11 protein-coding genes, 1 riboswitch and 1 other annotated feature are annotated in these 13862 nt (G+C 30.0%); of the genes, 3 read left to right on the plus strand and 8 right to left on the minus strand.

Features of this window, described 5'->3' with window-relative positions; genetic code table 11:
* Positions 1 to 50 precede the first annotated feature (50 nt).
* From OXH55_RS09790 to OXH55_RS09800, 3 genes are all read right to left on the minus strand, one after another.
* A complete protein-coding gene (locus OXH55_RS09790) occupies positions 51 to 1256 on the minus strand; it encodes a type II secretion system F family protein (RefSeq protein ID WP_268049755.1) in 1206 nt (401 codons plus the stop codon).
* Between the two features lie 33 nt (positions 1257 to 1289).
* Entirely contained in the window at positions 1290 to 2975 is a 1686-nt protein-coding gene (locus OXH55_RS09795) for a GspE/PulE family protein (RefSeq protein ID WP_268049756.1), read from the minus strand.
* A 214-nt stretch (positions 2976 to 3189) separates the two neighbouring features.
* A riboswitch (cyclic di-GMP riboswitch) is annotated at positions 3190 to 3272 on the minus strand.
* A 137-nt stretch (positions 3273 to 3409) separates the two neighbouring features.
* Positions 3410 to 4069, minus strand: coding sequence for a ribonuclease H-like domain-containing protein (locus OXH55_RS09800; RefSeq protein WP_268049757.1), 660 nt, complete (start codon positions 4067 to 4069; stop codon positions 3410 to 3412).
* A gap of 249 nt (positions 4070 to 4318) precedes the next feature.
* Between OXH55_RS09800 and OXH55_RS09805 the strand changes: the two genes are divergently transcribed.
* The 3 genes from OXH55_RS09805 to OXH55_RS09815 are packed head-to-tail and all read left to right on the plus strand — an operon-like array spanning position 4319 to position 6533.
* Positions 4319 to 4561, plus strand: coding sequence for a FeoA family protein (locus OXH55_RS09805; protein ID WP_268049758.1), 243 nt, complete (start codon positions 4319 to 4321; stop codon positions 4559 to 4561).
* A gap of 18 nt (positions 4562 to 4579) precedes the next feature.
* Entirely contained in the window at positions 4580 to 6343 is a 1764-nt protein-coding gene (gene feoB, locus OXH55_RS09810; RefSeq protein ID WP_268049759.1) for a ferrous iron transport protein B, read from the plus strand.
* 52 nt (positions 6344 to 6395) lie between these two features.
* Positions 6396 to 6533, plus strand: a complete 138-nt coding sequence (locus OXH55_RS09815) for a FeoB-associated Cys-rich membrane protein (RefSeq protein WP_268049760.1) — start codon at positions 6396 to 6398, stop codon at positions 6531 to 6533.
* A 193-nt stretch (positions 6534 to 6726) separates the two neighbouring features.
* Here the strand turns inward: OXH55_RS09815 and OXH55_RS09820 are convergent, their stop codons facing one another.
* From OXH55_RS09820 to OXH55_RS09840, 5 genes are all read right to left on the minus strand, one after another.
* On the minus strand, positions 6727 to 7104 hold the full coding sequence (locus OXH55_RS09820; protein ID WP_268049761.1) for a CBS domain-containing protein: 378 nt from the start codon (positions 7102 to 7104) through the stop codon (positions 6727 to 6729).
* 56 nt (positions 7105 to 7160) lie between these two features.
* Positions 7161 to 7958 (minus strand): ribonuclease H-like domain-containing protein, encoded by a 798-nt coding sequence (locus tag OXH55_RS09825; protein WP_268049762.1) that lies wholly within the window; start codon positions 7956 to 7958, stop codon positions 7161 to 7163.
* Positions 7959 to 8824: 866 nt separating this feature from the next.
* Positions 8825 to 10516 carry an arginine--tRNA ligase gene (gene argS, locus OXH55_RS09830; RefSeq protein ID WP_268049763.1) on the minus strand — a complete coding sequence of 564 codons (1692 nt, stop codon included), beginning with the start codon at positions 10514 to 10516 and terminating at the stop codon, positions 8825 to 8827.
* Between the two features lie 48 nt (positions 10517 to 10564).
* Positions 10565 to 10794: a binding site (T-box leader), on the minus strand.
* Positions 10795 to 10924: 130 nt separating this feature from the next.
* On the minus strand, positions 10925 to 11401 hold the full coding sequence (locus OXH55_RS09835) for a DUF2892 domain-containing protein (protein WP_268049764.1): 477 nt from the start codon (positions 11399 to 11401) through the stop codon (positions 10925 to 10927).
* A 163-nt stretch (positions 11402 to 11564) separates the two neighbouring features.
* Complete coding sequence (locus OXH55_RS09840) at positions 11565 to 13655, minus strand: thioredoxin domain-containing protein (protein WP_268049765.1); 2091 nt, start codon at positions 13653 to 13655, stop codon at positions 11565 to 11567.
* Positions 13656 to 13862 lie beyond the last annotated feature (207 nt).

Below are 13862 nucleotides of genomic sequence, written 5' to 3' on the forward strand. Positions count from 1 at the left end.
ATATAGTTAGCTTTTTGAATTAACTGTCCACTGTCAATTCTCAACTGCCTTTATATTGCGTTGTACATATCAAACATAGGCATTAACATAGCTATAACTATAAATCCTACCAATAGTCCTACTACTAAAATAAGTATAGGTTCTACCATGGCAGTCATTTTTGATAAGGCTTCTTCAACCTCTTGATCATAAAACCTCGCTGTTTTTTCTAAAATATCATCTAAAGACCCTGACTCTTCCCCTATTTTTATCATGGATATAACCATAGGTGGAAAAATCTCTATATGTTCTAGAGCTTCATTTAATGGAATACCCTTTACTACCTTTTCTCGAACCTGCATAAGCAAATCTTCAACCATTTTATTGTCAAGAACCTTTGATACAATCTCAAGAGCATTTACCATAGTAACTCCACTATATAGAATTGTTGATAATCCTCTTGCAAATCTTAAGGTTACTATTTTCCTATTTGTACCCCTAATTAAAGGGAAATTCAATTTTAACTTATCTAAATTTCTAGCTCCTAAAGTGGTTTTGCCATACATTCTTATTCCTAATATAAATAACATAATAACTATAAGAATCATATACCAGTAATTTTTTAGTACTGCACTCAACCCAATAACTGCTTTTGTAGGACCTGGAAGTTCCATATTACTGCCTTCAAACATAGTCATGAAGGTTGGCATTACAAAGGTTAATAAAAAAGTTACTACTCCTATAGCTGCAATTAATAATATTATCGGATAAATAAGTGCTCCTTTTATCTTACCGTTTATTTTATTATCCTTTTCATACTGCTCTGCCATTCTTTCTAAAATCGTGCCTAAACTCCCAGTTTCTTCTCCCGACTCTATCATATTTACAAGCAGCTTTGGATAAACATCTTCATATTTTTTCATAGCACTTGATAGAGTAGAACCTTTTTGAATATCCTCGTATATTACATCAAGACTATCCCTCATTTTTTTATTTGTAGATTGTTTTCTAAGCAAATTAACTGAATTCAGTATATCTGAGCCAGCTTCATGAAGCGTTGCAAACTGTCTGCAGAAAACCGCTAAATCTTTTGTCTTAATCTTTGAAAAGGCACTTCCCAGCTCAAGTTCTTTACTTTGAATCTTTTCTTCAACATATAAGGGGTAATAGTCATTTTCCCTTATCATTGCAAGGACTTCGTTTTTGTTGTTAGCACTAAACTCTCCTTGGATTCTTTTCCCTTTGTTATCCATTGCCTTATATTTAAATAAGGGCATAACATTCACCTCTTTTGTTATGCATATTTTTTACTACTCCTTCAAAAATGCAACCTTTGTCAGCTCCTCAATAGTTGTCTGACCTTTTAAAACCAACTCTTTACAAGCTTTTTTCAAAGTTTTCATTCCCATTGACCTATTTAAATCTCTGATTTTATCTACACTTTCCTCATCCTGTATTAAATCTCTGTGTTCCCTTGTTATTTCCATTATTTCATATATGCCTTTTCTACCATAATAACCAGTGTTGTTACAGTAAGTACACCCTTCACCTTTATACAACTTAAGTTCTTCGTTTTTATCAATACCCAGCATCTTCTTTTCATAGGAACTTGCCTCATATTTTGCTTTGCATTTTGGGCAAATCTTTCTTACAAGCCTTTGAGATATAAGTCCTGAAACTGAAGATGCAAGAAGATAAGACTCTATCCCCATATCCATTAGTCTAGCAATGGTTGAAGCTGTATCATTGGTATGAATTGTACTTAAAACTAAATGACCTGTTATAGCAGCTCTTACTGATATTTGAGCTGTTTCAGCATCTCTAATTTCTCCTATCATAACTATATCTGGATCCTGTCTCAAAATAGCTCTCAATCCCGAAGCAAATGTCATTCCTGCTTTAGTATTTACATTTACCTGATTTACCCCATCTATAGTGTATTCAACTGGATTTTCTACTGTAACAATATTTCTCTCTCCACTATTCAGTTCAGTAAGTAAGGTATATAAAGTTGTAGATTTTCCACTTCCTGTAGGACCTGTAGCTAAAATTATTCCATAAGGACTTTTTATAATTCTTTCTAGCTTGTCCATATCTTCACAAGTCATACCCATGTCTTCCTTATTTATTAAAGATTCATTTTTCTTCAGAACCCTTATTACTATCTTTTCACCAAAAACTGTTGGAAGAGATGATACTCTCAAATCAATCTGCTGTTCATCAATTTTTGTAATAATTCTACCATCCTGTGGAATTCTCTTTTCTGCTATATTAAGACTTGCTAATATTTTAATTCTAGTTACTAGTGAACCCATATTATCTTTTGATGTTCTTAAAACCTCTTGAAGTGCCCCATCAACTCTGTATCTTATTCTTATATAATTTTCAAAAGGCTCTATGTGTATATCACTTGCGTTAGCCTTAACTGCATTTTTTATCACTGAATCAATAAGCTTTACTACTGGTGCATTTTTTACATCTTCAAATTCTTCTACATCTTGTTTTACTTCTAATTTTTCATGTGATTTACTCAGTTCTTCTGCAGCCTTTTCTACATATTCACTTGAATAATACTTATCTATAGCCTTTTCTATATTCAATTTAGTGTCTATTACTGTAATAACTTGTCTACCTGTAGCTATTTGAACATCATCAATAGCATACAAATTAAGCGGATCTGTCATAGCTACCTTTATATTGTTTCTTTCAAAAGCAAAAGCAATTAATCCATATTTCTTTGCTAAATTTTCTGGTACTGCTCTAACTGCATCTCTATCTAGCTTCATCATATCTAAATGAACTCTACCTATACCCAACTGCAGCTTAAGAACTTCTATAATATCTTCTTCATTTAATATCTTGTCCTGAATAAGAAGTTCACCTAACTTAGCACCTGAAGATCCCTGCTTTGCTAGTACAGTTTTTAATTGTTCCTTCGTAATTTTACCTGCTTGAACCAATAAGTCTCCAAGTCTTTTTTTATTTAAAACATTCATCTTCTCATTCACCTACTATCTGTTGATATAATTCGACAAATAATGATACTATCCTTTATACTTTAATTATATAAGATTTTTTTGCTTTTTTCCAATGAAAATTTTACAAACTCACATTAATCTGATATAATACTAAGTTTGCATATTTTGCTATCGTTATTAAATCATATTTTTAAATAGATAATAAATTAAATATAAAAAAACCGACCACTTCTTACGAAATAGTCGGTTGCACTACTAACTCCCTATATACCAAGTGCCCAAATACAGTATATAGTTCTTCGTTTCCCATAGTATTGACTTTTGATATATATATATTCCATTTCTTTCAATAATTACCCATTTTATACCCTATTCATACATTATAATACATAATATTAGTAATAGTCAATTTTTTTGTCAAAGTATTATATGTTTTGTATTTTTGCATTATCTTACTCCACTTCTTTTTTTAAGAACTTCTTCCAATCTATATATATTTGAAAAAGACTAACTACATCCTGTTCATTATATAAAAGTATTCTCTGCTTCTTTTCTTCTGGCATTCTATTCATATAATCAAAATCTTTCATAACCTTACAAAATGTCTTAGATAAATTAGAACCGCTTATGAGTTCCCCTTCTCTCTCTATATCAAATATCTTTTCCAGATTTTTCAGTCCAATATTGGCTCCCATTAACTTTTCATATTCCCTCTGTAAATCAATTTTTTTATAATAATCATCTATATTATAATCAACTTTATTTTTATCAAACAAATAATCTATTACTGTAAAATCATTATTGCCTGAAAAAGTTACTATATATCTTTTATTGTATTTTTCATACATTTCCTTAAAATAATTCTTTGCCATGTCTAAAATAGGAAGTGCATCTTTTTTACCTTCTATCATATACTGTGTTACTTTTAGTTCATTATCATTACTATCATAATAACAACATCCAAAAACTCCTATGCATATTGGTTTTTTATAAAGATAATGTTCTAAATCAAAGAATACTGCATCCTTAAATAAATCTTTCTTCCCATCAATTTCCAATATAAACTCTTGGGAAAAATTTTCTACTTTAATGTTATTTTCTCTTATAATCACCTTATCACTCTTTTCTAGTCTAAACTAAATAAATTATACCATAAAATATTATATATTTCTGTTTTTTCATTGTCTCATATTTTCCTAATTTTGCGAACTATATTCACATTCTTCAAAAAACATCAAAAACCACCTTATATTCTCATAAAATTTCAAATGTAACACACTTATTTATATATTGACAAAATGAGTATATGATGATAATATTTAATTGAGAATGATTTTCATGATTATAGAGGGGGATATAAAATGAGCATTAGCGATTTAAGACCTGGCGAAGAGGGATTTATAGATAGAATTATTGGGAATGAAAAACTTTCAAAAAGATTATTAGCTTTGGGTTGTATAGAAGGTACTAAAGTAAGCGTAAAAACTTCTGCTCCTTTTGGTGATCCAATTATTATAAAAGTAAGAGGATTTGACTTAGCAATAAGAAAAAAAGATGCTCAAAATATTAAAATAAAAACTAATTTACAAATGAAAACAGCATAATAAGGAGGCTTAATATAAATGATTACCGCAGCATTAGTTGGAAATCCTAATGTAGGTAAAACCACTCTTTTCAACTCTTTAACAGGTTCTAACCAACGTGTAGGAAACTGGGCCGGAGTTACAGTTGACAGAAAAGAGGGTTACATAAAAGATTCTATTAAGATAGTTGACCTTCCTGGAATCTATGCAATGGATACCTACTCAAATGAAGAAAAAGTAGCAAAACAATTTTTATTACAAGAGGATGTTGATGTAATAGTAAATATAGTGGATGCTTCTAATTTAGATAGAAATCTATATTTAACTACTCAGCTGAAACAATTTAACAAACCTATAATACTTGTACTTAATATGATTGATGTAGCAGAAGCTAAGGGAATGTCAATAGACTTTGATGTTCTTTCTAAAAAATTAGGAGTTAATGTAGTTCCTATAATAGCTTCTAAAAATAATGGAATTGAAACTATAAAACAAAAACTATTCCAAAAAGAGTTTAACTTTTCACTTCTTAATAAATATAAAGAACTGAATGAAAAAGAAACTTATAATTACATTGAAAATATTCTAAAAGACTGTATTGCCTATTCTATTGACAATAAAGTAACTGCTACTGAAAAAATAGATAAAATAGTTTTAAATAAGTTTGCAGCTTATCCAATTTTCTTTGCTATTCTATTCTTAATATTCAAGTTTACATTTAATTGGGTGGGACAACCTTTAGCAGACCTTTTAGATGGAGCTTTAAATGAGAATTTAGTTCCACTATTACAAAATGTATTGTCCAGCAGCAGTCCTTGGTTTAAATCTTTAATAATAGACGGAATAGTTGGCGGAGTTGGATCTGTTGTTGTATTTTTACCAGTTATTTTAGCATTATTCTTAGGAATTTCTTTCCTTGAAGATAGCGGATATATGGCTCGTGGAGCTTTTATTATGGACAAGATAATGAGAAAAATGGGGTTATCAGGTAAAGCTTTTATCCCATTAATAGTTGGTTTTGGTTGTTCTGTTCCTGGAATAATGTCAGCAAGAACCTTAGAAAGTGAAAAAGATAGAAAGTTAACTGCCTTACTTGTGCCTTTAATGTCTTGTAATGCCAGAATACCTGTATATGCACTTTTCGCAGCTGCTTTCTTTAAAGGTAAACAAGATATAGTAGTTTTTTCACTTTATTTACTAGGGATATTGATGGCTTTCATAATAGGACTATTATTTAAAAATACTATATTCAAAAAAGATGAGGAACCTTTTATTATAGAATTACCTGAATATAAATTACCTGAGGCTAAAAGCTTGCTACTTCATACTTGGGAAAAAGGAAAAGGGTTCTTAAAGAAAGCCGGTACACTTATATTTGCAGCTTCAGTTATAATTTGGTTACTACAAAACTTCAACTGGTCTGGAATGACGAATATAAACAACAGTTTTCTTGCAAATATAGGAAACCTTGTTAGTCCTATCTTTAAACCTTTAGGCTTTGGTTCTTGGCAAAATGCTGTTGCTCTAATTACTGGACTTATGGCAAAAGAAGTTGTTGTTGGAACTCTAGGAGTTGTTTATAGTGGTGATTTATCTAGCGCTATAGCTTCTCATTTCACAACAATATCAGCTTGCAGCTTCTTAGTTTTTGTTTTACTTTACACTCCTTGTGTATCAGTAATTGCTGCAATGAAAAAAGAATATGGAACTAAAATGGCAGTATTTTCTGTATTTTATCAATTAGTTTTAGCATGGTTAATGGCATTCTTGACCTATAATATAGGAACATTAATTTTTTCATAAGTTAATAATTAATAATTATTAATCCTTTATTACTCACAATGAGGTGATTTGAATGGAAATGTTTATAACTATTCTACTTATTGCTCTTGCAATATTTATATTAGTTAAAAGCGCTAAGAAAAAAATATCTGGCGGATGTGATTGCGGAAGTTGCTCATCACATTGTCCAATGTATGATGAAAAAAAGTAAATATGGAATATCTACAAGCCCCTTTAATATACATATTAAAGGGGCTTAGTTTTATTAAAATATGAGAAAGTAATTTCCAAATTATATCGAAGCAATTCTATCCATAATGATACCTATAATACCAACTGATATTGTTCCCTTCCTCATACCATGAATCGTCCTTAGCTTATCCTCCCAGCATCATTTAACTTTCTTACTTTAGTTTTATAAAATATTCAACTACTGCCTCTATAGAAACCATACCAACAACCTTATTTCCTTCTACAATTGGTATTGAAGCTATATCATTATTTATAAGCTTATTTGCTACTTCTATTACGTCGTCATCTTTATTGGCAGTTATAACATCTTTTGTCATAATACTTTCTATAGGATAAGTATCATAATGTCCTTGTTCAATTAAAAATCTATAAATGTCTGCTTTTACAACAACTCCTGCTAGATTTCCATCTTTATCTTCCACTGGTGCCCCATTTATATTATTTTTATTCATCACATCAAGAGCTCTTTTTATATTGTCGCCTATATCTATTGTTATAACTTGGGAGTGCATTATTTCCTTAACTTTCATACTCTACCCCTCCTAATCATAATTATATAATTAACAAAATAAATGTTAAATATTCTTTAGTAGCTATTGTTTATTATTTTTTTAAATTCACATTCATCTATTTTCCCTTTAAGTATGCAACTTATAATTCTTGAAGCTGCTTTCCTAGATATTCTTTCTATATCCTCATCTATGGTAATTTTATTTTTTCGTAAAAGATAATTTAAATATTTCAGCTGTTTTTTTGTTATACAATCTTCTCTTTTTAAACTACTGTTACATTCTATATCATAGACAATTTGAAATATTGGAGGCAAGTTTAAAACATCTTCAAAATTATGAAGCATGATAATATCTCTAAGTTCAAAATCTTTATTATCTAAGAAATGAAAATAAAGTTCTACACAAATTCCTCCATCTATATTATCTTCTCTTTCTATTTCAAGAAATTTTTCTACACTTTTTAAATTGCATCTTTCTATGCCTAATTGTTTATAATAAGGTCTAATAATTCTATATAAATCTATATGCATCTTTGGCTCTATAAATTCTATATTATTAACTTTCATTTTTCTTTTAATAAAAGGTTCATCAAAAGCTTTTCCATTATAAGAACACCATACATTAAAATCTGTTATATCTTTTTTAAATACATTTAACACATCTTTTTCTTCTTCTAAACTTTCAGCAAAATATTGCCTTATAAAAAAAGTACTTTTGTCTACAAACCATCCTGCTGATATTAGAATTACACTGTTTTTTCCCTTATCAAAACCAGTTGTTTCTATATCAAAGAACATTATCTTTTTCATATCATAATGATTAAATATTTTTTTAGAAATTGTTACTTTTTCCATATGTTCTTTTATAAACATCTTTTTCCTCCAGTATAAAATATTCATGACGCTATCTCTATATAATATTATTTTAATACAAAACCTATTATATAACAAATTTACAAACAATTTCTTAAATATATTTTACTTAATAAACGCAAAGAGTGCCAAAAATTGGCACTCTTTATATTTATCTTATTTATTATTTTTCTTTGAATTTGATTCAAACTCTTCTTTCATTAATTCTTCAATACGATTATCAAGAGTTTTCTCATATTCTTTTTTGACTTGAGTCACTGTATCTGATATTTCTTCAACAGTAATTGATTTTTGTGTATTTAGTTCACTAGTTACTTCTTTAATCTTATCTTTTTCTATATTGGATAAGTCATTTTTAGCTTTCTTTATTTGATCTGCTTTTTCTTTTTCGATTACATCTCTTGTTTCCTCGATCTTCTTTTAAAACTTCATTTCTAACATCCGTCTTTACTTTTTGTCTGTAAGATGCAAATATTGATTTTATCTTAGCTTGTATTGTACTTCCTGCTGCTAACGCAACCCCACCAACTGCAAATGATAATAGTATAATAATAATGTCCTTCGTCTAAGAAATCAATGTGATTCTATTACCTATATCTGTTATTTATTCTATGCTAACTAAGGTATGGAAAACATGGTATAAAGCTAAAAAACACTTCAAAGATTTTAAAAATCTTTGAAGTGTTTTTTTATAGCGAGTGCCGTAGCTTCGCTATTCCCCTATGCTAAATGAGTGGTAATTTTAGCTTCATGAATGTAAGTCGTCGTCCCTTAACCCTTAAATACCTACCTATGCTAAACGAGTGATAGTTTAAACTTCATGAACGTAAGTCGCCCTCCTTTACGGAGGGCAGTTGGTTTTTGGTTTACATTTTTTCTACTACTTCTATTCCTAGTAGGGATAATGCATTCTTAATAACTTGGCAAGTTGCTTCTACCATTTTAAGTCTTGCATTTTTAACTTCTAATTCTTCTGTAGCCATTATATTGTGAGCATTATAGAATTTATTGAAAGCTTTTGCAACTTCAATAGTATATCTTGTAACTATTGAAGGCTCTAGTTTATCTATAGCATCTAAAATTTCTTCATTAAATCCGCCAAGAACTTTTACAAGTTCAAACTCTTCTTTAGAAGTTAATTTGCTGAAATCAGCTTCTCCTGAAACTTCTCCAGCACGTCTTAATATGCTCTTACCTCTTGCGTAAGTATATTGAACATATGGGCCTGTTTCTCCCTCAAAGTTTAACATTTCATCCCACTTAAATACTATGTCTTTTTCTCTTCTATTCTTTAAGTAAGTAAATATTACAGCTCCTATACCTACTTTTTTTGCAACATCTTCTTTATTTTCAAGTTCTGGATTCTTTTCTTCTATTACTTCACGAGTTTTTCCTACAGCTTCATTTAATAAATCTTCAAGGAAAATTACTTGACCTCTTCTTGTTGAAAGCTTTCTATCTGCAAATCTTATAAGACCGAATCCAACGTGTTTACACTTTTCAGCCCAATCATATCCCATTTTTTCTATTACTTTAAATACTTGTTTAAAATGAAGTGATTGATCAGAGCCAACTACATATATACTCTTATAAAAATCATAATTATTTTTTCTATAGAAAGCTGCTGCTAAATCACGAGTTGCATAAATAGTTGCTCCATCAGCTTTTTTAATTATGCATGGAGGCATATTTTCTTCTTCCATCATTACAACTTTAGCTCCATTACTTTCTACAAGTAGTCCTTTATCTTCTATATCTTTTACTACAGCATCCATTTTATCGTTGTAGAAGCTTTCTCCAGCATAAGAATCAAATTTAACTCCAAGAGTTTCATAAACTTTATCAAATTCTTTTAAACTTAAATTCTTGAATTTTTCCCAAAGTTCTACTTCTTCTTTACTTCCATCTTCAAGCTTTTTAAAATACATTCTTCCTTCATCTTCTAAAGCAGGATCTTTTTCCGCTTCATCATGAAATTTAACATATATTCTTAAAAGCTCTTTTATAGGCTCTTTTTGAAGTGCATCTTCATCTGCCCATCTTTTATAAGCCGCTATAAGTTTACCAAATTGCGTTCCCCAATCTCCAAGATGGTTTATACCTACACAATTGTATCCTTCAAAACTTAACATTTTGTATAATGAATTACCTATAGCAGTACTAAATAGGTGTCCTACGTGGAAAGGCTTAGCAATATTAGGTGATGAATAATCAATAGTAACATTCTTGCCTTTTCCTATTTCTGATGCTCCATACTTATCTCCTTCAGATAAAACCTTATCTATTGTTGCTTTTACAAAAGTTCCTTTATCCATAAAGAAGTTTACATAAGGTCCTAATGCTTCGATTTTTTCAAAACCTTCTTTATTGATTTTTTCTGCTAATTCAGCAGCAATCATATTTGGTGCCTTTCTAAAAGTCTTAGCAAACTGGAAGCATGGGAAAGCATAATCCCCCATCTCAGGCTTAGGTGGAATTTCGATAAGTTTTTCTATAGCCTCTAATTCTAGCTCTACATGCTCTTTAATTTTCGCTGCAACACTATTTTTATAATCCATGTAACAATTCCTCCTCATTTTTCCAAAATAAAAAAACCGTCTCTGAAAAACAGAGACGGAAATATCCGCGGTACCACTCTTGTTGACTAAAAATTTAGTCCTCTCAAAACTTTAACGCAGTTAACGGCTTACCTAATTATAAATAATAACGCTCTTATTACTTATAACTTTAGCAGCTTCTCTAAGGTTCTCTTCTCCTAATAAACTCTTACAGGCTTCCACCATTCCCTGCTCGCTTAAAGCTTTTAAAAGGATACTCTCCTCTTCATTGAATATGTATAGATTATTTACTCCTTATTATATTATTAGTGTTTTATATTTGTCAACACTCAACTTATATTATAATTTTATATAAATTTAGACAGTCCATACTTACTAAAAACTATGAACTGCCTTATTATTTATTTTCTAGTCTCTTTTAAGATGATTAAAATCTCCTCTTAGATATTTAAGTGATGCCATCTCCTCATGTATTTCTGCTGGAGTTCTAAAACCCATTCTTCTTATCATTGGAAGTGAAGGAGACCATCCTTGAAGAGCATGTTGAAGTAAAAATGCTGCTGACATTCCAGATAAAACATACCATTTCTTATTTACTGTAGCTCCCAGAATCAGACTTGTAAGTATTAAACCTGAAGCCTTAGTTTCTAAAACTCGATCCACATCCCATTCATTTTCCAATTCATCTATTCTAGCAGAAAGTTCTTCATTGCTTTTGTCTAAGTGTTTTCCTATGCTTAGTAGTGTATCTTTATAAATTTGTTTATTAACTTTTGAACTTGTATGTTTTTGTACTCTTTCTGTGCTCTTAGGTAAAATTTTCTTTATTTCTCTCCTCTTATGCTTTCTTCTTTTATGGTTCATCTCATCAAAGTATATCTCCATATTCACTTTCTCCTTTAACATGGTTTATTCTTTAATTTTATTTTCTACCAAAAACTTATTTACATACATAAATAATCAGGGACAGTCCTTGAAATTTATTAAAATTGTCAGGGACAGTCCTCTTGTTTTACTCTTGTTTTACTCTTGTTTTACTCTTGTTTTATTAACTTAAATCAGGGTAATATGAAGGAATATACATTTCTTTTCCTTTAATAATATCTAAAGTTCTGTCAATATCAGTTAAAGGTTCTCTACAAACAAAATTCTCACAGATATATACTGTGGTTTTATTATCTACTTTCTTATTGTTTTCTAAGTTAGGCATAATTTCCTTTAAATTCTCTTGATTATTATTAAGAAGCACTGTAGAAAATGGAAGATATTCTTTATTTAGTTCTCCTATTATTTTCTTAGTTTCTGAATCTTTCATATCTCCAGCTATAACAATTTCCTTTCCTCCAGCACAGCCATACATTACAACCATCATAAAATATGCATAAGCACTTGGCATATTTTGAACTTTTCCACCAAGTGAAGTAAACATTCTACTTACCATTTTTTCCACATCCATATTTTTAGTCATTCTAGCTAATCTAAGCATATTTAGTGCTGCTACTGAATTCCCAGAAGGAATTGCACCGTCATAAATCTCTTTAGGTCTCCATATCAGTTCTTCTGCATCACTTCCATATAAGAAGAAAGCTCCCTTCTTATCATCCCAGAAATATTTCTCCATATCTTTAGTTAAATCTATGGCTTTGTTCAAATAATCGCCTTCAAATGTAGCTTCATATAACTCAACTAGTCCCCAAAGCAAGAAAGCATAATCATCTATATATCCAAGATACATAGCTTCTCCTTTTCTATATCTAGCCAATAGTCTTCCTTCATCATTAATTAATTTTTTGTATATAAAGCTTACTGTCTTTTTAGCATTTTCTATATACATATCATTTTCTAATACTCTTCCGCAATAAGAAAGAGCCGCTATCATAAGACCATTCCATGAGGTTAATATTTTATCATCCTTGTGAGGATGCTCTCTTCTTTCTCTTGCTTCAAAAAGTTTTTTAGTTATATCCTCCAACCTATCCGTTATTCTATTATCTTCATATAATTTTTCTAAGTTGCAGTCTATTAAATTAGGTATGTTCTTACCTTCAAAATTTCCTTTTTTACTTATTCCATAATATTTGCAGAATAATTCACTATCATCGTCTCCTAAAACTTCTCTTATTTCATCATATGTCCATAAATAGAACTTGCCTTCTACTCCTTCTGAATCAGCATCTTCAGCACAATAAAAAGCCCCATATTCGTCCTGCATATCCCTCAGTACATATGAGAATATCTTTTCTGTAACTTCTTTATATAATTTTTTACCTGTAACTACATAAGCTTCTGTATAAGCAATGGCCAAAAGTGCATTATCATATAACATTTTTTCAAAATGGGGTACTAGCCACTTTTCATCTGTAGAATATCTTGAAAATCCATAACCTACATGATCAAAAATCCCACCCTTATACATTGAATCTAAAGTCTTAGTTACCATGTTTAAAGCTCTTTCAGAACCTGTTTGTTTATAATACCTCAATAAAAAATACAAATTTTGAGGAGATGGGAATTTAGGTCGTCTGCTAAAGCCTCCATAATTAATTTCATAATTATTTCTTAGTTCCTCAAAGGCTCTTTCAATACTCTTACTCTCTATTGGCTCTGGACTGCTTGTATTCATCTGCTTTATATACTTGAATATTTCTTCACTATTATTTAAAATTTCATCTTCGTTATTTCTCCATACTTTAATTACATAATTTAATATTTCGGTGATACCATGCATACCATTTCTACTTTCCTTTGGATAATAAGTTCCAGCAAAAAATGGCTTTTTATCTGGCGTCATAATTATTGTTAAAGGCCATCCTCCTGTACCATTCATTATTTGACATGCATTCATATAAACACTATCAACATCAGGTCTCTCTTCTCTGTCTACTTTTATAGAAATAAAATTTTCATTAAGAATTTTAGCCACTTCTTCATCTTCAAAGGATTCTTTTTCCATCACATGGCACCAATGACATGTTGAATATCCTATACTTAAAAATATTGGTTTATTTTCTTCCTTGGCCTTTTCAAAAGCTTCCTCACACCAAGGATACCAATCAACAGGATTGTGTGCATGCTGCAGTAAATAAGGGGATTTTTCATTTATCAATCTATTAGTTTTTTGAGCCATAACTGTAGACATTCTATCAACTTCCTTCTTATTGTTTTTGTAATAGTTTAACACTGTGAGAGTTGGACTATTCACAGAATTAATATGCCTTTTTTACACAATATGCCAATTCTATTATCGTAATATATTTATAAATATTAACAGTTAATCCATAAATTTTATTTTTTTATTTATCAATCTCTATACAAAGAATAGATTGACTGTGTGAGTAATTATATA

Source organism: Clostridium ganghwense (assembly GCF_026735165.1).
Lineage (GTDB): Bacteria > Bacillota > Clostridia > Clostridiales > Clostridiaceae > Clostridium_H > Clostridium_H ganghwense.

What these genes read in the sequence shown, in the direction of transcription:
- OXH55_RS09825 (WP_268049762.1), bottom strand. Translation starts at nt 7,958, where the DNA reads ATGTTTATAAAAGAACATATGGAAAAAGTAACAATTTCTAAAAAAATA.
- argS (WP_268049763.1), bottom strand. Translation starts at nt 10,516, where the DNA reads ATGGATTATAAAAATAGTGTTGCAGCGAAAATTAAAGAGCATGTAGAG.
- OXH55_RS09840 (WP_268049765.1), bottom strand. Translation starts at nt 13,655, where the DNA reads ATGTCTACAGTTATGGCTCAAAAAACTAATAGATTGATAAATGAAAAA.
- OXH55_RS09820 (WP_268049761.1), bottom strand. Translation starts at nt 7,104, where the DNA reads ATGAAAGTTAAGGAAATAATGCACTCCCAAGTTATAACAATAGATATA.
- feoB (WP_268049759.1), top strand. Translation starts at nt 4,580, where the DNA reads ATGATTACCGCAGCATTAGTTGGAAATCCTAATGTAGGTAAAACCACT.
- OXH55_RS09795 (WP_268049756.1), bottom strand. Translation starts at nt 2,975, where the DNA reads ATGAATGTTTTAAATAAAAAAAGACTTGGAGACTTATTGGTTCAAGCA.
- OXH55_RS09790 (WP_268049755.1), bottom strand. Translation starts at nt 1,256, where the DNA reads ATGCCCTTATTTAAATATAAGGCAATGGATAACAAAGGGAAAAGAATC.
- OXH55_RS09805 (WP_268049758.1), top strand. Translation starts at nt 4,319, where the DNA reads ATGAGCATTAGCGATTTAAGACCTGGCGAAGAGGGATTTATAGATAGA.
- OXH55_RS09815 (WP_268049760.1), top strand. Translation starts at nt 6,396, where the DNA reads ATGGAAATGTTTATAACTATTCTACTTATTGCTCTTGCAATATTTATA.
- OXH55_RS09835 (WP_268049764.1), bottom strand. Translation starts at nt 11,401, where the DNA reads ATGGAGATATACTTTGATGAGATGAACCATAAAAGAAGAAAGCATAAG.